This window comes from Paenarthrobacter sp. PAE-2, assembly GCF_026013155.1.
GTDB lineage: Bacteria > Actinomycetota > Actinomycetes > Actinomycetales > Micrococcaceae > Arthrobacter > Arthrobacter ureafaciens.
In genome coordinates this window covers 1-19,341 of record NZ_JAPDNV010000053.1, presented here as the reverse complement: position 1 = coordinate 19,341, position 19,341 = coordinate 1, and the positions used below count along the sequence as shown (strand labels likewise).

Genomic DNA, 19,341 nt, shown 5'->3' with positions numbered 1-19,341 from the left:
TGGATGACGACGGGATCGTAGTCCTCCTCAAGACTGAAGTACCCGAGGCTGACCGCGCCCGCGTGGTGGAGGCGGCCCGCAGCTGCCCCGTTTCCGCCCTGATAGTGGAGGACTAATTGGAAACAGTAACAGTCATCGTCGGATCCTCTATCGGGGGTGTGCGGACGGCTCAGTCCTTACGTCTGGAGGGATACGAAGGGCGTATCGTCCTTGTCGGGGAAGAAACGGAACTGCCCTACGATAAACCGCCGTTGTCCAAAACTGTCTTGGCGGGTACAGCGACCGAAGCTTCCATCTGTTTGTTGAACCACGACCAGGCGCAGGAGTTAGGAATAGAGCTGCAACTTGGGCATGCAGCTACTGGAATCGACATCGCGGGAAACTTGCTGCAGCTGCAGGGGAAGGAACCTCTGCACTTCGACAACCTTGTCATAGCTACAGGTGCCTCTGCCCGGCCATCTCCATGGGGCGATCGGCCTGGCATCCATGTTCTTCGTACGCTCAACGACGGCCGCCGCCTGCGTGCGGACCTTGCAAAGGGCGGGCAGCTAGCTGTTGTCGGCGCAGGTTTCATCGGCGCTGAAGCCGCGGCGACAGCGCGGGCGCTGGGTTTGGAAGTGACAGTCATTGACCCCCTGCCGATCCCCATGAGCCGCATCTTCAATCCTGAAGTCGGACAGTGGTTCGGAGACCTTCATCGCAGCAACGGCGTGACGACAATCTTTGGCACCGGGGTCGAGTCCATCGACGGCGAACAGGGCTCCTTTACCCTGCGGCTCACAAATGGCCAGAACCTGGAGGCCGCCACAGTTCTTGTCGGCATTGGTGCCGTTCCTAACGACGCCTGGCTCGGTTCTTCGGGTCTGCTGGTGGACAACGGACTGGTGCTTGACGAATACTGCCGTGCCGTTGACGCCGGGAACGTCTACGGCGTCGGCGACGTTGCACGGTGGCGTCACCAGAAACACGGCGAGGATATCCGGATCGAACACTGGACCAACGCCGTCGAGCAGGCCGCGTGCGTGGCTTACAACATCACTCACCCTGAGAAACTGCGCCCCTACACCCCGATCGAGTACGTCTGGAGCGACCAACACGACTGGAAGATTCAGGTGGTAGGCCGGGTGGGTGGAAAGGCTGAACACGTTATTATCGGACATCCGGAAGTTCACGGTCGCTTCGCCGCTCTGTATACCGTCGACGGTACCAACCTGAGTGGTGCGGCCATCGTGAATTGGCCCAAAGCCCTCCTGGCGTGCCGCCGCGGCATGGGTTCGGGAATAACAGTTCAAGAATTGCGGGAGAAACTTGAACCGATGCTCGATCCCCAGCCCTTGGTGGCGTCCTGATGGGACAGACTCAGTCGCCTCTGACACATGCAGGGGAGAGGGAATCCATTGCTTTGGCCTGCCGTGTGCTGGCCCACCGTGGCTTGGCTGACGGAATCCTCGGTCACATCAGTCTTCGAATGGGAGAAAACACGCTGCTGGTCCGATGCAGGGGTCCCTTGGAGCGGGGGTTGGCATTCACCGAGGCCGCCGACATCCGCCTGGTGGACCTCGACGGTAACCCTGCTGCCGAGGGTGAGCTGGAAGGGGGATACTCCGTCCCCAACGAACTCCCCCTGCATACCGAGCTGCTGCGACAACGCGCAGACATCAACGCGGTCGTCCACGCGCATCCTCCGCGGGTTGTCGCTGCGGACCTCGCAGGGCTTAGCATACGTCCGATCGTTGGAGCGTTCGATATTCCAGGCACACGCCTAGCAGCAGGCGGGGTGCCCGTGTACCCGCGTGGAGTACTGGTCAGGAACCGCCAGTTAGCGGCTGAAATGCTTCACGCCATGGGCAATCATCCTGTCGTGCTGCTCCGCGGACACGGGCTGACCAGCGCTGCGGAGACCGTGGAGCAAGCAATACTCCAGGCAATCAGCGTAGATACCCTTGCCGGGTTGTCGCTCCAGGTGACGGCAGCTGGGGGAGTGCTTACGGACCTTCCAGACACCGACATGGCTGAACTGCCAGACCTCGGTGGGTCATTCAACACGCAAACGGCCTGGAGACACGAACTCGCTCGGATAAAGGCTGCTGGGTGAAGCTCGCCGATAGGAGCGTAACCGCTCCCATTCCCCGGATGGGTGGGATATCAGGCAGGCCTTCTGCCGCTATGGATGCCGCGTCCAAATACGGCCCGCCACCGCAGTATCCCATCGAATCTGTTGACAACGCATTGCGGCTGCTCCTGCTGTTCGAAACCCAGCGCAGCATCCGGCTAACAGATGCGAGCAACTATCTCGGGGTCGCTTCGTCGACAGCCCATCGGCTCATGGGGATGTTGCTTTATCGAGGCTTTGTGCGACAAAACCCAGCTACTCGCGCCTATGAGCCGGGCCAGTCACTTGGCTCGATCGCCTTCGCCATCAGACGCCAAACGGACATAAGAACCCTCGCTCGTCCCGTCCTTGAACAGCTGTTTCAACAAACCGGCGAGACAGTCCACTTCGCCAGGCTCGAAAGCTCAGACATCCAATTCATTGATGCCATTGAAAGCTCAAGGGCAGTGCGCGTGGGCTCCCGCCAAGGCATCACGCTGCCAGCCAACTGCACTGCCACAGGAAAAGCGATGCTGAGCCAGCTCACTCGGGAACAGCTACGGGCCCTCTACCCCGATAAGGAACTCCCCGGGTTGACGGGAAATTCGATTACATCAAGAGGGGACCTTGAAGCCGAGCTCGATAAGATCCGCCGACTGGGATACGCAACGAGCAACGAAGAAAGCGAAGACGGCGTCACCTCGGTCTCCGTCCCTGTCGCAGGCCCGAGCGGGACGCTCTACGGAATAAACGTTTCGGTGCCGGCCCACCGGATGTCGCACCAGCTGCGAACCGAACTCAGCGACCTAGTTCGTGTCGCCGCTGAAAATCTGCAAAGCCGTCTCCTTTAGCCTGCTCCGCTGACCTACCCTGAACCGGCCAATTGAATGGTCGCGCAATTCCATGAAGGAAGGCTCTCACGGCACTGATGCTTGGCCATGTGGGGAGCGAACTGAAGCGCCAATGGGTTTCCACGATGCAGTCAGGCCGGCGGGGCAGCGGTAATTGCATTCGTCGGAAGAGCCCAACCGAGTGTGGGCTGCTTCCGGCGGCAATTCTGAGAGCTTTAGCCTGGCCTCATGGTTACCTTTCCTGACGGGTAGCTCCGGCAAAGACACCCCGCCGGCAATAGGATAATCGCGGGTTCATTGTCTTGACATCCAGTAGCCAGCCGCGGCATGTGCGACCATGATGTGGGCAATTCGTGGCCCCTTGGTCCCGCATCGGCGCGCTGTTCGGAGCCGAGGAGGTCCCGTCCTTGACCACGACGCGCTGGGAGACGGGTACGGCAGTGTAGTGGGGCCCGCGCTCCGCGAGGCTGCTGCGCAGCCGGTGGTACTGGCCGTAGACTGCGCCCCCGGTAACCATCTTGCTGGCACGCCCCCAGGGGGACAACTATCCAGAAACCAATGCACTCCATTGCCGAAGCTACCTCGGCTTACACCCGTACTTCGCGCTTGTGACAAGAGATGCTGGTAATATTTCTGTTGTGCAGAAATACTCACCTGACCCGCTCCCGGGGGACCCTAGCGCGCCTCAGTATCCTATTGAGTCCGTGGACAACGCCCTGAAGTTGCTTTTGCTCTTAGGAGAGACTGCTGAGCTACGCCTGACGGAAGTCAGCCGACATCTAGGTGTTGCTTCATCTACGGCACATCGCCTGCTTGCCATGCTCCAATGGCGTGGGTTTGTGCGCCAGGACAAACGGACGAAGGCGTATGTTCCCGGGCCTGCCCTGACAAGCATCACCTTCTCAATCATGCAGCGTATGGATGTGCCGAGGCTAGCTCAACCGATCCTCGATGAACTAAGTGAATCTCTGGGAGAGACTGTCCATCTTGGAAGCCTCGAAGGGAACCTCACTCGATTCCTCGCTGTTTCGGAACCATCTGTTGCTGTTCGAGTCGCGTCCAGAATTGGAAAATCCCTACCTGCCCATTGCACATCTACAGGAAAAGTGCTTCTAAGTGAGCTAGCCGAGGAAGAGCTTCATCGAATGTTCCCCACTGAGGCTCTTATGCAGGTTACGTCTCACTCCCTCAGCCGCCGCAGCGAACTGGAAAAGCACCTCGCTAAGATCCGCAAAGATGGGTATGCGGTGAACCGTGAGGAAAGCGAAGATGGTGTCGCGTCCGTGGCCGTAGTAGTTCCTACACATACCGGGCATGCACGTCTAGCAATCAACGTCGCTGCACCAGTGCACAGATTACCGGTCAAGGAAGTCAAGCCGATGGCTCGAGCTCTTTCGGAGGCCGCCGGTCGTCTATCAAACCTAATTGGTTAGCCGAACGATATGGTCTGTACGTCATTTGTAAGCATCCTGCCCGTCGATGACTTTTCCAAGCCCTAACCAGGGCCGCGTCCAAATCTGAATGCAGCTGGGGCACCTCTGGATGCGAATGCCTGCTGAAATGATTGCTCATGCTGCCATCCGTAGTACCTCTCAAGAGAATACGCCCATTTGTAACGGTCCGGGTTTCGGTAGCCTAGCGCGGTCCGTTCGACGTGGTTTATTGCGGTGTTTTTGGCTTCGACGTTGGCCGTGGTTACACCGGTGACGGCGAGGACTTCGATCTCGGCCCACCACCGGCAGTCATTCCGGTAGAGCCTGTTGGTTTCCGACATCGCGGCCCGTCCGACCAGGTCCCTCCAAGGCATTCTTGCGGCGGCGTTTTCGAGAGCCGGTGTTCAGCAACGTGCTGAGTTGTTCCTTGACCTGTACGCGGCCTGGGGGCTTTACGTCTGGCGCTGGTACCAGACATAAAAGTCTGGTACCAAGGAAGTCGGATACCGGGGCCCTGGACGGGGTCTGGATCTCGGACATCACGTATCTGCATACCGGCGAGGGCTGGGTTATCTGTGTGCTGTCAGGGCTCCTGCTCGCGGCGGGTGACTGGCTGAGCGATGAACTCTGTCCAGACGAGCAGCTAGTCGAACCGCGCCCTCAGCCGGCACAACCCGCCTGATCAACTATCCACGATCTGCGGCAAGCCAGCGTGGCTGGGCTCAAACTGTGACCGCCCGGTGTTCCCGTTTTCGAACATAGAGTTCCGATGCCCGTAACCGGCGACAGTCCTCCTGTGTCATCTACCGCTGCAGCGATTAGGGAGCTGCCAAAGGCTCCATGTTTCCACCGTGCTAACCCCCATGGAGTCCATTATGGAAATATCAAAGGGGCCCAGTTCATTTGCTGACCCCCTTTCATGGCGTTTGCGGTTCAGATCCAGGCCGGTGCCGCAGGCACTGTCCACATAATCCGGCCGTCACGGCTGGCAGTTACTCCGGCTATGCCCCTTCCGGTGGCCCAGCAGACCATATCGGCCAAAGCACCGGAAATTTGTAGGGGTGTACGTGACTTCATGTCACCGAAGCCCAGGGCAGGATGGCCGTCGACCCTGCCCAGCAGATCCTTGTCCGTGCCACGCGAGGCCCAAGCGCCGGTGATGTCTTTGAGTAGGCGGATGAGCACCGGGGCGGGGATATCCGCGAAGGAGGCGCCATTGTCGAGGTCGACGGCGTGGACCCAGACTTCACGCGTGCGCATCCAGACGGTCTCCCCGGCCGGGACCAACCGGCCTTGAATAGTTTTGACCTTGTGATGCCAGGCGTCTGCCGGAAGGTCACGCCATTCGACGTTCAGGTGAACTGCGGAGTGGGCGAAAAGATTCCGCAAAGCGATCGGGTTCAGGGTGGCCCCGAAATCTATCTCGTGGTCGCGGACCTTGGTGGAGGGGTACATGGGGCTTTCCACTCCTGTGGCGGCCCACTCCACCAAGCGCGAAATGGCCCGGGCGTTGTAACCAATATGCGCAGTGATGTGGCGGCGGCTCCAGCCCGGGAGCAGTGAGTCGCCGTCCAGTTCTGCGTCGGAGAGCTCGTTGAGCTTACGGGCGAAAAAGGCCGTGCCCCGACGGGCCTGGATGAGTCGCTCTAGGAGTGTCGGGTCCGTTGTCTGGTCGGTGCGGGCGACCATTATGCTTCCTTCACCACGCGGTTGTTCAACTGGCCAAGGCCCTCAATCGTCGTAACGAGAAGCTGGCCTTCCTGGAGGTAGCGTTTAAGGTCCTGGGCGTGGCCTACGCCGCCGGGGGTGCCGGTGGCGATGACGTCGCCCGGGTTCAGGGTAATGATGGTGGAAATGTAGGACACCAAGTACTCAGGGGTGAAAACCAGGTCGCCGGTGGGAGTGGACTGCTGGATCTCACCGTCCACTGCCGAGGTCATCAGCGGTCCTGCAGTGAACTCGTCCTTGGTGACCAGGGCAGGTCCGAACGGGGTGGACTTTTCCCAGGTCTTGCCCTGCAGCCACTGGATGGTGCGGAACTGGTAGTCGCGCATGGACACATCGTTCAGGACCGAGTATCCGGCAATGTGTGCAGGGGCGTCCGCTCCGCTGATCCGGCGGCCGGTTTTGCCGATTACCACAGCGAGTTCCGCTTCCCAGTCGACGGCGTCTGATTCCTGGGGCAGGGGCAGGTCGTCATTGGGTCCGATCAGGGACTCGGCGTACTTGGCGAACAGGGTGGGGTGCTCGGGGACTTCGCGTCCCATTTCCTTGATGTGGTTGCGGTAGTTGTGGCCCACACAGATGATTTTGCCCGGGGCGGGGACGACAGGTGCGAGGTCGGCGCCTGCGAGCGGGTGGATGGGACCGGATGCGGCGGTGGCCTTCTCTTCCCAGGCAGGATCGTTCAGGAGTGCCCCGACGTCGGTGAAGCCGGCGATCTCGGTAAGTGTGTCACCGTCCTGGCGCACTGCTTTTGTTCCGTCGGGCGTGCGGAGGGTGAGGAGTTTCATTATTTGGTGCGTCCTTCGATGTAGGTGCGGTTGAAGTTCAACCGTTCGAAAATGGGGGCGTCGCTGAAACGGAAGAGGTCAAACTCGGTTTCGGCCCGCAACGACCAGGCGGCCCAGGACGGAACCACGAACAGGTCGCCCTTCTCCAAGTTCCGGTTTTCGCCGTCTAGGATGGCGGTGCCGCGGCCTTCGAAAACCTGCCAAACGCTGGAGCCGACCTCGTGAAGCGTTTCGGTGGAGGCACCGGCGCGGAGGCGGTGAAATTCGGCCCGGATGGTTGGCATGACATCGCCGCCGGTGGTCGGGTTACTGTAGCGGATAGCGGCGTGACCTTGGCCGACGGTCGCCGGGTGGCCTTCGTCTTCGAGCAGGAGCTGCTCGCGCAGTGCACGATCCGTGTACTCCCAGCGGTAAGCGGCGATGGGAGAGCTGGCGGTGTCATCGAGGCCGGAAAGCGGACGCAGGCCCGGGTGGGCCCACAGCCGCTCAGAGCGGGAGAGGTCCGGGGTGGCCTCATCCGTTACGCGTTCAGTGCCGAACTCGAAGAAGCCAGCATCGGTGTGGTGCGCAAAAGGGATGTCGAGCCCGTCAATCCACGCCATGGGCTGGTCGGCGTCGTTGTGGTGACCGTGGAAGTTCCAACCGGGGGTCAGCAGGAAGTCTCCGCGGGACATCCGTACCGGATCTCCGTTCACGACGGTCCAAACGCCCTCGCCCTCGACGACGAACCGGAACGCGTTCTGGGAATGGCGGTGTTCCGGGGCGGTCTCATGAGCGCCGAGGTACTGGATGGCTGCCCAGAGCGTCGGAGTCGCGTAGGGGGTGCCACCCAGGCCCGGGTTGGCCAGGGCGATAGCGCGCCGTTCTCCGCCCCGGCCGACAGGTACAAGGTCGCCGGAGCGCGCCGCCAGCGGGTACAGGTCGCTCCATCGCCACACGTGAGGCACCGCCTTGGGGGACGGGATCATGGGCATCAAGTCGGCGATCTGAGTCCACAATGGAATCAGATTCTCCCGATCGAAGTCTTTGTACAGCTGCTCCAGCTGGGCAGCCTCTTCGGGCGTCGGCTCCGGCAGGGCGTGCCCGGCGGCAACTAACTCATGGGTAGTGTTTTCGGCGCTGATGGACACGGGGGCCTCCTCGAGAGCGAAGTGCAGTGGTTAGTGCCACAGTAAAGGAGGGCTGCAATTGCCAACAGATTATTCCGCAGAGAAGAATTTTCTGGATAAGTCTTCGCCTGGCTGGATCAAGCGGGGTTGGCGGCTATGTCTCCCTCGAGCTGCCGTTTTGTCTCAGTCATCACCTGAACGAGACCCGTATCGAAGAGGGGTCGGAAGCGGGTAACGGGCGTAGCGACACTCAGTGCACCCACGACTTCGCCTTTGCCATTGTGAAGGGCCATGCCCAATGCGCTGATACCCTCCTCCGTACCTTCAAAATTCGCGGCAAACCCGCGCCGGCGAACTGCGTCGAGTTCGTGGGCGAACGCGGCGTACTCCTGGGCAGGGATGCTGTCCCCGGAGATTTCGGCTGTTCCGCTGTTGAAGAGCTTCCTGACCATCTCGGGGTCCAGTTCGGCGAGGATGGCTTTGCCGCCGGACGCTTTGCTGGCTGGCATCACGCTTCCCTGCCGGTCTCCCACCCGCAGGGCGTTCGAGCCCTCGACGGTACTCAGAAACCGGACTTTCGTGCCCACCCGGACCATCAGGTTGACGGTTTCGTTGACCCTGGCGGACAGGACTTCCATGTGTGGCTGGGCGACCATCCGCAGCAGCCGGGTCCAACCCAGCCCAGCCGGCCCTGCGCCGATGGCTGCACCCGGGTAGTACATCCGTGATTCGTCCTGCACTGCAAAACCCCGGTACACAAGCATGGCAAGGAGCCGGTGTGCTGTGGAAGGCGCTACGTCAAGTTCGGCCGCAGCGTCCTTGAGCCGTAAACTTCCGCCGTCACGCAACAACTGCAGCAGACGCAAGGCGTTGTCCACAGCCTCAATCGGGTACATGGGCTTTTTCTGGCTGCCTAAATTCTGCATATCAGAATTCTATTGCCGACTCAGCTGCGGCCAATGATGCTAGTGCGCAGCATCACACCGAACCACAACCTTTGTAGGAGCACCCCTTGTCTGAAAATTCATCTTCCACAGATGTTCTCGTCGTCGGTGGCGGAATGGCAGGACTTGCCGGAGCACTGGCGCTCCGCGGAAACGGCGCTGACGTCACCTTGGTGGAAGTGGCCCCAGAATTTGGCGAAGTCGGCGCTGGCCTGCAGATGGCTCCCAATGCCACCCGCACGCTGAAGCGCTGGGGCTTGCTGGAGAAGGCCCTGGAAATCGGCGTCCAGCCCAAGCACCTGGTATTCCGCGACGCGGTAAGCGGAGAAGAACTGACGCGCCAAACCCTTGGCAGCGACTTTGAGCAGCGCTACGGCGCTCCTTACGTCGTAATCCACCGCAGTGACCTCCACCGGATCCTTTTGGAAGCCTGCCGGGAGGCCGGCGTCGCTCTTCAGAACAACGTCAAGATTGAACGGGTGGAAACCGTAAGCAACCGGGCTCGGGCTTACGCCGCTGACGGAGCCGTCTTTGAAGCAGATGCGGTTCTGGGGGCCGACGGTCTTAAGTCAACACTCCGCCAATCGGTGGCCCATGACGGTCCGGTTTCTTCTGCTTACGTTGCATACCGGGGCACGGTTCCGATTACCGCTGGGACCCCGCCCGCGGATCTGGAAGACGTCATCGTCTACTTGGGACCTGACTGCCATCTTGTCCAGTACCCTCTTCGCAAGGGCAAGCTTCTTAACACGGTTGCTGTCTTCAAATCTGCATCCTTTGAGCGCGGCGAGGAGCAGTACGGCGGGGTGGATGAACTCGAAGAGGCCTACAAGGACTGTATGCCGGCCGTCCGGAACGCCTTGCAGAACCTGGGAACAGGGATGCGCTGGCCGATGTACGACCGGGACCCGATCGAAAACTGGGTTGACGGACGGATGACCCTCATTGGGGATTCGGCCCACCCCATGCTGCAGTACCTTGCACAGGGGGCATGTCAGGCCCTCGAAGACGCAGCAGTCCTGCAGGACATCACCCAGGACACCGTTTTCACGGCCGACGGCATCAACAACGATACTTGGGAGCATGCCCTCAAGAGTTTCAATGAGGCTCGTGCGGCCCGTACCGCGAGAGTGCAACGGACCGCCCGTGTCTGGGGTGAATCCTGGCACGTGTCAGGAGTCAGCCGCGTGCTGCGAAACCTGTTGTTCAAGAGCCGTGGTGACGGGAATTACCAGTACTGCGACTGGCTCTATGGCCAGGACGCCCCCGGGGTTCCTGCTTTGTCCGTTGGCAGATCAGCGACAGCATCTGTCGTCTAGGAGACATCAGGGGGTGGGATGCGGCTGTGACAGCACTTCCGTCGCCCCATCCCTTCAGCTAGGCCCCTCTCCCATTCCTCCCGTTGCGCTGGACCACCACGGAAGGTGGCTCGCTTACTGCCGCTCATTCCCCACTCAAGCATTTAGAAGTTGACAGACATGCTGCTGAGTGTGCGTCGAAATCCTCTACACGCCACCTATTGGACAACTCCCCACCGGCTGCGGCGGATCAAATCCTGATGTCGCGCCTGAACGAATCATAGGGGGACTAGAAAGCTGCTTTGGATCTGCGAAAGTGCCAGATTCTCCAGGAGCGGGAGTTCTCTGATCCACTTTCACTCCCGCGCTTTTAGCGTCGATAATGTCAATAGGTCCGGAGGTGTCGCAAGCGTCTGCCGCGTAACAAAAATTGATGGAGCCTCGGCCCATTTCTCCGCACAGCAGAGAACATATCTGGACAACGGTGAATGTTTGTGTTCAACTTATCTTCGTGAGTGAAACCCATCACTAATCTCAACGATTAGATGAGCGCAGCGGTCGATGAAGCCCGTTTCAGATGAAGCCGTTCTTAGACCTGGAATGACAGCGAAGTTGGCCCCGCTTGGTCCGCCAGGCCCTCCACAACTATGGGACTCCGAAGGTGTCTGCGAGTGAGAGGCTGCCATGGCTAGCCATTGGGAATGGTATTCAGAACTCTTCTAAAGATTGGCAAGTGAATGGAGCCCCATCTAATTGGTATAGGGCTGCTCGCCCTTGTTTTCATATTAGGAACTACCCGTAATATCAATCTGGGAGCTATCGCATTAGTTTGTGGTGGCGTGATGGTGATGCTTTTCGCTGATGATGGCGCTAAAGCTCTTTACGCTGCCTATCCGGGTGACCTGTTTGTTCTTTTGGTCGGCGTGACATTCCTCTTCGGTATCGCGACGGTGAACGGAACAATTGAGTGGGTTGTTGAGGCCTTGAGTCATGTGCTGCGGGGCCGTAAGTCCCTGATGCCGTGGCTCTTGTTCGCTGTCGCCGCTATCGTAACCAGCATCGGCGCGCTCGCTCCGGCGGTAGTTGCGTTGGTGGCACCTATTGGTATGAGACTGGCGAAACGCCACGGTATCAGTCCTCTGCTCGCGGCCCTGATGATTCTTCACGGTGCATCGTGCGGAAATTTCTCTCCCGTCAACCTGCTCGGTGCAACGGTGAACGGCACGTTGGAAAGAGGCGGTCTCGAATCACAGCCGATTCCTCTGTTCCTGGCAAACTTCGGATACAACGTCATCCTCGGTGTGGTGATCTACCTGGTCTTTGGCGGGCTTCAACTCATAAAGGAAGAACGTCTTGCACGAGTTTCTTCTCTGAATTCTCGTGAGTTGGTGACGGTCAGCGCCGGCTCCAGAGGCACTCTGGGCAGCGGGGATGCCGAAGCTGTTCGCACGGGCAAGTCGGAACCTGCTGGTACGGACATTCGAGGGGAAGAACCAATCCGATTCACCCCGATCCGTGGCATCACATTGTTGCTGATCCTGATAGTCGGAACGGTTGCCATGCTCGGCCTGGCAGACATCGGTCTTTTGGCGATGGCTGCGGCGGTCGCTCTGATGGTGGCCTCACCCCAGTCCTTGGCAGAAGCTCCCAAGAAGATCGCGTGGGGAGTAGTCCTGCTGATCACGGGCGTGGTTGCGTTCGTTGGTGTCCTTAAAGCGCTGGGCACCATTGATTTTGTGGGCAATATGGCGGCCAGTCTCGGGTCGCCGCTGTTGACGGCGCTCATCCTCTGTTTGATTGGGGCAGTGGTTTCGGCGTTCGCTTCCAGCGCAGGCATCATTGCTGCCCTGATCCCTCTTGCGATGCCCTTCCTCCTGAGTGGAGACATTTCAGTCATCGGCATGGTCATAGCGCTGACGATCAGCGCAACAGTGGTCGATTCATCGCCATTCTCAACCATTGGCGCCCTCACGCTCTCAAACGCCGAACCGGAAGACAATAAGCGGGTTTACCGCGGTCTTCTCGGATGGGGGGCAGCCATGGTTGTTACCGCCCCGCTTGTGACCATGCTGTTCATACTTCCCGGTTTGGGGTGAGGAGAAATAACGTGAAGACTGTCGAAACTGTTTCTGCAGCACAAGAGGCCGTCAAACCAAATGCTGAGTGGGGCAGCGATGCGATCGTTGATTTCCTAAAAGCCACGGCTGTGCCCTGGATCGCACTCAATCCGGGTGCGAGCTACAGAGGGCTTCACGACAGCATGGTGAATTATGCAGGGAATGATGCTCCAGGGATGTTGGTTTGCCTCCACGAGGAGCACGCCGTTGCCATCGCCCACGGATGGTCGAAGATCACTGGAACGCCAATGGCCGTGGCGCTGCACAGCAACGTGGGCCTCATGCATGCAAGCATGGCCATCTATAACGCGTGGTGTGACCGCATTCCAATGTTGATCATCGGGGCCACGGGGCCACTTGATGCAGCAGCGAGGCGCCCTTGGATCGATTGGATCCACACCGCCTCGGACCAGCCGGCCATTGTGCGGAACTTCGTGAAATGGGACGATACGCCCACCTCAGTGCCGGCGACCCTCGAATCACTTGCCCGAGCTTGGGACATCACCCGTACCTCACCAAAGGCGCCAACCTACGTGGTGATGGACGCCGCCGTTCAAGAGGAACGACTCATTGGCACGGTTCGGATGCCTCAGGTGTCGCGCGGACCGAATGTGGATCAGCCTTCAGCCAGTCGGCAGTCCCTGGACCGGGCAGCGGCCCTGCTGTCGACGGCTCACCGGCCGGTTATTTTGGCCGGACCCGGCAACCGAGACGAGGCCTCATGGGAGCGGCGGATACGGCTGGCCGAGGCACTGGGGGCCCGCGTCATTACCGACCTGAAGGCGGGAATCATGTTTCCGATGACCCACCCCGCGCACGTGGCGGGGTCCGGCTTCTTCCTGGGTGGTGATGGAAAGGATGCTCTTCAGAACGCCGACGTGGTCCTTGACTTGAACTGGATCGACTTGGCCGGCACCCTGAAGCAGGCCGGCGTCCAGGACATCCCGGTGGTTTCCGCCACCCTTGACCCGTTGCTGGCAAACGGATGGAGCAAAGATCACCAAGCACGCCCGGAGACCACCGTTTGGTTGCCCGCGGCTCCCGATGACGCTGTCGAGTCACTGCTCGACCGCCTTCCCGCGGGGGAGCCGCTCGAAAGTCGAGCTCAAATGTTTGGGCCCCTTCCGGTTGATGCTGAATCGATCACACTATCTACCTTGGTGAAAGTTCTGCAGCTGAATCTTGCCGATGAAAACCCGACGTTCGCCAGGTTGCCCCTCGGTTGGGACGGCGACAGCTGGGCGTTTGATCAGCCTCTTTCGTTCCTCGGCTACGACGGCGGGGGCGGGATCGGTTCCGGTCCGGGCATGGCAGTCGGAGCGGCGCTAGCGCTCAAGGAGACTGACCGTCTTCCCGTGTCTGTGCTCGGAGATGGTGACTACCTCATGGGTGTTCAGGCACTTTGGACCGCTGCCAACCAAAAAATTCCGATGCTCGTGGTCGTCGCGAATAACAGGGCCTACTTTAACGACGTGGTACATCAGGAACGGGTGGCAAACATTCGTAACCGCGATGTCTCCCGTAAGTGGATAGGCCAACAAATCGACGACCCGGCACCGGATCTTGCGGGTTTGGCTCGCGCCCAGGGTCTCGTGGGCTACGGCCCTATTACAGACGTCGAGGAGCTGAATGACGTCATGGCCACGGCCGTAGCGCAGGTTAGATCTGGAGCCAGCGTTGTTGTGGACGTTGTTATTGATCCCGGTTATTCGCCCGCGATGTCGGCCGGGCTGACACGAGAGAGCAAGGATGGGAATGAAAATGACGACAATTGAAATCCAGGAACGCGATATCGTCGGCGAAAACCTGATCACTGAATTGGTGGCGGCAAACCGGATACTGGTTCGTCAGGGCGTCCTGGATGCTTTCGGTCACGTGAGTGCCCGGTCAGCGCCAGGTGCGTCAACGTTCCTATTATCTCGGAACCTGGCTCCCGGATCCGTCACTCGCAACGACGTGATGACTCATGACTTGGATGGAGTGGTGCTGGACGATGATCGCCCTGCCTACCTCGAGCGGTTTATCCACGCGGAAATTTACCGACGACGTCCCGACGTCATGTCCGTAGTGCACAGCCATTCCGCTGCCGTCGTGCCATTCAGCGTGGTCGAAGCCCCTTTCCGTCCCGTGATCCACATGGCAGGCTTCCTGAACCCCGAAGGAACCCCTGTCTTCGAGATCAGCGATTTCGCAGGCGACGGCAGCGACCTGCTGGTTACCAACGGTCAGCTCGGCTCTGATCTGGCCGGCGCCCTTGGAGATGGAAACGTGGCCCTCATGCGTGGGCACGGATCGATCGCCGTTGGTTCGTCACTGCCCGAAGTTGTGTATCGGGCGGTTTACACCGAGGTAAACGCACGCGCACAACTCGAAGCATCGGTTTTAGGGACTCCGCGGTTCCTCAGCCGCGGTGAAGCCGCGACGGCAAATGGATCTGTTGGCGGGCAGGCGCTGAGGGCCTGGAACGTTTGGCGGGCACAAGTAGCCAAGGAGGTAGGCAGCGATGACTGAACTGGAAACTGCACGCGAAAGGCGGTCGCAGGAAATGGCAGACATACTGCAGCGCCCGTTTCGGATGCTGATTGGTGGAGAGCTGCGCGATGCCGCGTCCGGTGCAGTGTTTGAAACCTTTGACCCCTACACTCGTCAGGTACTCGCGAAGGTTCCCGACGCAGCCCCCGAGGATGTCGATGCAGCAGCAGCCGCAGCGGCAAAAGCACGGGTTACGTGGAAGGCAACACCTCTCGCGGACCGCGTTGAGCGTGTCCGCGCGCTGGCCGATATTGTTGAGGCGCAAGCGGAAGAACTTGCACTTCTTGATGCCCTGGACGTAGGAGCGACCATTAGGAACGCACGCAACGACGTGGCGTTAGCTGTTAACCAGATGCGGATTTACGCAGGCCTTGCACTGGAACTCAAGGGACAAACCATCCCGGGTGGGGATGCCTTGCATCTGACAGTTCGGGAGCCAGTAGGTGTGGTTGCGAAGATCTTCCCGTTCAACCACCCGTTGATGTTCGCGTGTCGCGTTGCGGCCCCACTCATCGCAGGAAACCCCTGCGTGATCAAGCCGCCGGAAATGGGCCCCCTGTCCGCCCTCCGACTCGGGGAACTGGCCCGGGACGTCTTTCCACCGGGGGTCCTGAACATCATTGTCGGCAATGGTCCGGCTGTTCCTGACAGGCTCGTCCGTCATGAAGACGTCAGGCGAATTGGTTTCATCGGTTCGGAATCCACTGGCCGGGCAATTCAACGTGCTGCGGCCGAATCTGGGGTAAAGCAGGTAAGTCTCGAGCTGGGAGGAAAAAACGCCATGCTCGTCTTCCCGGATGCAGACTTGAAGGAAGCCGCTCGTGGAGCAGTGGCAGGAATGAACTTCATGTGGGCCGGGCAATCCTGCGGTTCGACGTCGAGACTTCTGGTCCACGAGTCCATCCACGATGGGCTTCTGGAGGAGATCACCAAACTGGTGGCCGAGATCCGACTCGGTGACCCGCTGGAAGACGACACAACCCAAGGGACCATGGTCAGCGAATCTGCGCAGCGAAAGACAGAAGGCTTCGTTCAGATGGCTCTGGACGACGGTGCCAGTTTGGTAGCGGGCGGTTGCATTCCTGAAGGAACACAATCCCTCCATTTCGAACCAACCGTAATCAGCGGCGTCACACCAAGCTCACGGATCGCTCAACAGGAAGTCTTCGGTCCGGTGCTCTCTGTACTGAAGTTTAAGACAGAGAGCGAAGCGGTGGAGATCGCTAACGGCGTTCGGTACGGCCTCACCGGGGCGATCTGGACCAAAGACTTAGATCGGGCTTTTAGGGTCGCCGGTAACCTGGAAACTGGATTTATCTGGATCAACGGGTCATCGGCCCACTTCCCGAACGTGCCGTACGGGGGCGTCAAGGCATCGGGAGTGGGGGGAAAGGAGGAATCGATGGAAGAGCTTTTCTCCTACACCGAGGAAAAGGTTATCAATGCGATGATTCGAAGGTGATTTAGATCAAATGCTTCATCATCCACGAGGCTGATTGAAAATCCAGTAGTCCCCTTTGTCTGGATGCAATGGAATTGCAGAGCTTTCTGGGCTCCTCTGCGACCGGCTCCTAACCCCGAGGCGGCCGCAAGAGGACCCGCTGCGAACCGTCCTAACGCCCCCGATCAGACCGGTGTTCGCCCGCTGCTGCAAGCCGGACGCATTCAAGCTTGCAGCAACGGTCGTTATGCACGGGCCTAAACATGGTCAACTGGTGATCCCTTCGACTACACCATCTAGCAGACTGAAACGCTTTTTGGTGACAAAGCAAGAAAGTGTAATAAACCGAGAGAGGAGGAGCGTCTCATGCAAATGGGAAAACATGCCCGCTCGATTTGGACAAGCATTTCCCCTGGGGACGTTGTGGCAATTCACCTACATGATGATCGGAGCTGCGTCGGTACAATGGAGTCGAGTACAACGGATGGGCTTATTATCTGGATAAGGGACGAACTCAATGAGAGGCACCTTTTTCATTTGGAAGACTGTGCGTCCATCCGCCTCATTAGTAAGGGCGAGGCTCTGCATTTATAACCGCCATCGATGCAAAGTCCGTTGAACAAGTGCGACTAGGGGACCCACGAAGCTGAGCTGTTTCTGACGTGGGAGCCTCATGTATTGAGGGGTGGCGCCGAGTCACGCCCATTCATACGCATTACCATGCCCATATATAGTGTCGGCCGGTAGTGGTGTTTTCTACTGCACGGCCTCAACATTGCTACAAATATGTGTCGCATGTACACCGGTCTGTCAACGGTGCCAATGCCGCGGACCTGAGAGTTGAACTGAGCATCCGGCTGCTCCTCGCTATCCGTCATTTCATGCAGGGCTGATTCGCTTCAGTGGCGGGTTATGCGTCAAGGCTAGAACCCAGAAATCCTAAGACGTACACCGCGCAGCGTGCCGAACCCAGGACCAAATGTTCGTCGAAAGAGATGAAAACGACGTATGCCGTCAACCCTAAAGCGGATAGCAGCAATGTTGTCGTACCTGCTGCCATTACCGCCCGGCACGGAAAAGAGTTGTGCCCTGTGCGGCTATCGAGTAGGCGGGGATGATTCTCATACCTCAGACTGGCGCCTGCTTGAATTAGGAGCGGACCCTCGATGTCTTAGGTGCTTCCGCTTAGCGTGATGGAACTCCTCAGTCCAACTATGGCAGTGACATGTGACCCCGCACAGTTGTGGACTCCATCGCCCACGTGGCTGAGGTGTCATTAACGAGAGGACCGCGTGAGGATAAATACGAGGACGAGTATGAAGGCAACCGTGATCAGAGGTGGGCTGTACGTGATCGGGGGTCGGACCAAGGCGGAAAATCGCCAGTGCCGGGTACCGGACCAGCCCGGTAAATGGGACGCCGCGGCACTGTCGGTATACACGTTGGAACTAGAGCAAGATGAGAAGGCTGGAAACAACATCCGCTTCCACCAGTCGCTTGGAGAAACGTATGCAGGAACTGCGGCAGGCTTCAGTTGCCATACCTTTCTACAGGGGTGAAAAAGGGGAGCTTCGCCTAGTGCTGATAAAAAAGTCAGAACATGGACAATTTGGAAGCCAAATTTCTCTGCCTGGAGGTAACCGGGAATCAAACGATGAAGGACCGTGGGCCACTGCACTTCGAGAAACTACCGAAGAACTAGGACTGGACACCGAGCACATTATATTTCTCGACCAACTCGACAGGATCAATACCTACACAACGCACTACCAAGTGTCCCCATTCGTAGTTCAACTGAAGGGGATAACACCGGGTTACGCTTGGAAGCCTCAGACGGCGGAGGTGGAGAAGGTGCTAGATATCTCGGTGACTGCGCTGGCATCCGATACTGCATTACGAGAAGAAGAGCTTGACTTCCCCGGCTGGAACACACCGAGGAAAGTCCGCGTCCGAAGGACTCACGATCATACAATTTGGGGGCTAACGCTCCGAATCCTTGAACCTGTGCTCCCTCAGGTACTAGCGGGGAAATGGCCCATAACATGACTTCGGCAAATTCTCATAGGCTTCTTTATGTGCGACTTTGCGGTCGGTGTAGCCCCCAGCGCAGATAGTACTCACCAGGCATTTGCTGTCCGTCATCGTCATCCCGATGACGGAAGATGGGACTGCCCCCGGTTTTGTTGACTCCTTGACCTAGCGAGCTTGTGCTCGTGGAAGGATGTTGACCATGCCCACGGCTTATGGGGCGGAGTTCCGCCAGGATGTTATTGATGTGGCCCGAAGAGCGAGGCGCCTCTGGCGCAGATTGCGAAGGATTTCGGGCTTTCGGTCACGACGTTGAAGCGCTGGATTGCCATCGCCGAGCGTAAGGAATCCGGGGCCGGCCCGGCAGCGTCGGAGTCGGCCGAGATGCGGGAGTTGAAGAAGCGGAACCGGTTGTTGGAGCAGGAGAATGAGATTCTGTGCCGGGCGGCTGCATATCTGGCCAGGGACATCAACCCAAGATGACTCTTCTATGGGTCCTGTCAAGCCATGATGGTTTGGAGCTGCCGGAAGATGGAGCGGCAGACGTAGCGCTTGAGGTTCCGGCGGATCTCCCCGGTTTGATTTCCCCTGTTGCCCGGCTCCTTGCCACGTAGTCCTTGGTTGCGGTGTCGAAGCTCATGCGGGTGCGGACGATGACGTCGAAGGCCCGGTTTAGCTGACGGTCTCCGGATCTGTTGAGCCGGTGCCGGGTCGTGTTGCCGGAGGACGCCGGGCGGCGCGACGCCGCCGAGTGCGGCGAAGGCAGCCTCTGACCGGATACGGCCGTGGTGGGAATACGCGCAGGTGATGATGGCCGCTGTTACGGGCCCGAGCCCGGCGACGGATTGGAGTCCCGGCGCCAGTCCTTCGGTGAGCTGTGCCAGTTCCTTGTGGTTTTCGGCGAGTCTCCCGGTCAGGTCTTTGACGGCTGTAAGCGGCCATGAAAAACTGCCCATAGGCGGCCACGTAATTGCCCACTGATG

At 59.1% G+C, this 19,341-nt stretch carries 16 protein-coding genes and 3 pseudogenes; 13 read left to right on the top strand and 6 right to left on the bottom strand.

The genetic code is table 11. The annotated features are described in order from the left end of the window. The first annotated feature begins 14 nt into the window (after positions 1-14). The 5 genes from OCL88_RS19470 to OCL88_RS19450 all read left to right on the top strand — a co-directional run bounded on the left by OCL88_RS19470 (position 15) and on the right by OCL88_RS19450 (position 4,376). Entirely contained in the window at positions 15-116 is a 102-nt protein-coding gene (locus OCL88_RS19470; RefSeq protein ID WP_264963625.1) for a ferredoxin, read from the top strand. Next, positions 117-1,349, top strand: coding sequence for an NAD(P)/FAD-dependent oxidoreductase (locus OCL88_RS19465; RefSeq protein WP_264963624.1), 1,233 nt, complete (start codon positions 117-119; stop codon positions 1,347-1,349). It begins immediately after the preceding gene. Continuing rightward, positions 1,349-2,095 carry a class II aldolase/adducin family protein gene (locus OCL88_RS19460; RefSeq protein WP_264963623.1) on the top strand — a complete coding sequence of 249 codons (747 nt, stop codon included), beginning with the start codon at positions 1,349-1,351 and terminating at the stop codon, positions 2,093-2,095. Before OCL88_RS19465 ends, OCL88_RS19460 begins: the two co-directional genes overlap by 1 nt. Positions 2,096-2,166: 71 nt before the next feature. Further along, positions 2,167-2,943, top strand: a complete 777-nt coding sequence (locus OCL88_RS19455; protein WP_264963622.1) for an IclR family transcriptional regulator — start codon at positions 2,167-2,169, stop codon at positions 2,941-2,943. A 704-nt stretch (positions 2,944-3,647) separates the two neighbouring features. Beyond that, positions 3,648-4,376, top strand: a complete 729-nt coding sequence (locus OCL88_RS19450; protein WP_264963621.1) for an IclR family transcriptional regulator — start codon at positions 3,648-3,650, stop codon at positions 4,374-4,376. Between the two features lie 62 nt (positions 4,377-4,438). On the opposite strand, the gene OCL88_RS21340 is transcribed toward OCL88_RS19450, so the two are convergent. Next, positions 4,439-4,717 (bottom strand): transposase, encoded by a 279-nt coding sequence (locus OCL88_RS21340; protein ID WP_413775472.1) that lies wholly within the window; start codon positions 4,715-4,717, stop codon positions 4,439-4,441. A gap of 152 nt (positions 4,718-4,869) precedes the next feature. On the opposite strand from OCL88_RS21340, the pseudogene OCL88_RS19445 reads away from it, so the two are divergent. Next, a pseudogene (locus OCL88_RS19445) lies at positions 4,870-4,990 on the top strand (IS3 family transposase); the annotation flags it as partial. A 319-nt stretch (positions 4,991-5,309) separates the two neighbouring features. Here OCL88_RS19445 and OCL88_RS19440 read toward each other — a convergent pair. The 4 genes from OCL88_RS19440 to OCL88_RS19425 form a co-directional block, all read right to left on the bottom strand. After that, a complete protein-coding gene (locus tag OCL88_RS19440; RefSeq protein WP_264963620.1) occupies positions 5,310-6,065 on the bottom strand; it encodes a maleylpyruvate isomerase family mycothiol-dependent enzyme in 756 nt (251 codons plus the stop codon). Further along, positions 6,065-6,889, bottom strand: coding sequence for a fumarylacetoacetate hydrolase family protein (locus tag OCL88_RS19435; protein ID WP_264963619.1), 825 nt, complete (start codon positions 6,887-6,889; stop codon positions 6,065-6,067). The genes OCL88_RS19440 and OCL88_RS19435 overlap by 1 nt, the downstream gene beginning before the upstream one ends. Continuing rightward, on the bottom strand, positions 6,889-8,019 hold the full coding sequence (locus OCL88_RS19430; protein WP_264963618.1) for a cupin domain-containing protein: 1,131 nt from the start codon (positions 8,017-8,019) through the stop codon (positions 6,889-6,891). Before OCL88_RS19430 ends, OCL88_RS19435 begins: the two co-directional genes overlap by 1 nt. Before the next feature lie 116 nt (positions 8,020-8,135). After that, on the bottom strand, positions 8,136-8,924 hold the full coding sequence (locus tag OCL88_RS19425; protein WP_264963617.1) for an IclR family transcriptional regulator: 789 nt from the start codon (positions 8,922-8,924) through the stop codon (positions 8,136-8,138). Between the two features lie 86 nt (positions 8,925-9,010). On the opposite strand from OCL88_RS19425, the gene OCL88_RS19420 reads away from it, so the two are divergent. From OCL88_RS19420 to OCL88_RS19390, 7 genes and pseudogenes are all read left to right on the top strand, one after another. Beyond that, positions 9,011-10,261: an FAD-dependent oxidoreductase gene (locus tag OCL88_RS19420; protein ID WP_264963616.1), complete on the top strand. Its 1,251-nt coding sequence runs from the start codon at positions 9,011-9,013 to the stop codon at positions 10,259-10,261. A gap of 716 nt (positions 10,262-10,977) precedes the next feature. Then, on the top strand, positions 10,978-12,336 hold the full coding sequence (locus OCL88_RS19415; protein ID WP_264963615.1) for an SLC13 family permease: 1,359 nt from the start codon (positions 10,978-10,980) through the stop codon (positions 12,334-12,336). 11 nt (positions 12,337-12,347) lie between these two features. Next, positions 12,348-14,132, top strand: a complete 1,785-nt coding sequence (locus OCL88_RS19410) for a thiamine pyrophosphate-binding protein (RefSeq protein WP_264963614.1) — start codon at positions 12,348-12,350, stop codon at positions 14,130-14,132. Then, positions 14,119-14,868 carry a class II aldolase/adducin family protein gene (locus OCL88_RS19405; protein WP_264963613.1) on the top strand — a complete coding sequence of 250 codons (750 nt, stop codon included), beginning with the start codon at positions 14,119-14,121 and terminating at the stop codon, positions 14,866-14,868. Before OCL88_RS19410 ends, OCL88_RS19405 begins: the two co-directional genes overlap by 14 nt. Then, positions 14,861-16,351 carry an aldehyde dehydrogenase family protein gene (locus OCL88_RS19400; protein ID WP_264963612.1) on the top strand — a complete coding sequence of 497 codons (1,491 nt, stop codon included), beginning with the start codon at positions 14,861-14,863 and terminating at the stop codon, positions 16,349-16,351. The genes OCL88_RS19405 and OCL88_RS19400 overlap by 8 nt, the downstream gene beginning before the upstream one ends. Positions 16,352-17,839: 1,488 nt before the next feature. After that, positions 17,840-18,376, top strand: a complete 537-nt coding sequence (locus tag OCL88_RS19395; RefSeq protein ID WP_264963611.1) for an NUDIX hydrolase — start codon at positions 17,840-17,842, stop codon at positions 18,374-18,376. 184 nt (positions 18,377-18,560) lie between these two features. Continuing rightward, a pseudogene (locus OCL88_RS19390) lies at positions 18,561-18,838 on the top strand (transposase); the annotation flags it as partial. On the opposite strand, the pseudogene OCL88_RS19385 reads toward OCL88_RS19390, so the two are convergent. Beyond that, a pseudogene (locus OCL88_RS19385) lies at positions 18,828-19,314 on the bottom strand (transposase). The pseudogenes OCL88_RS19390 and OCL88_RS19385 sit on opposite strands and share 11 nt — an antisense overlap. Positions 19,315-19,341 lie beyond the last annotated feature (27 nt).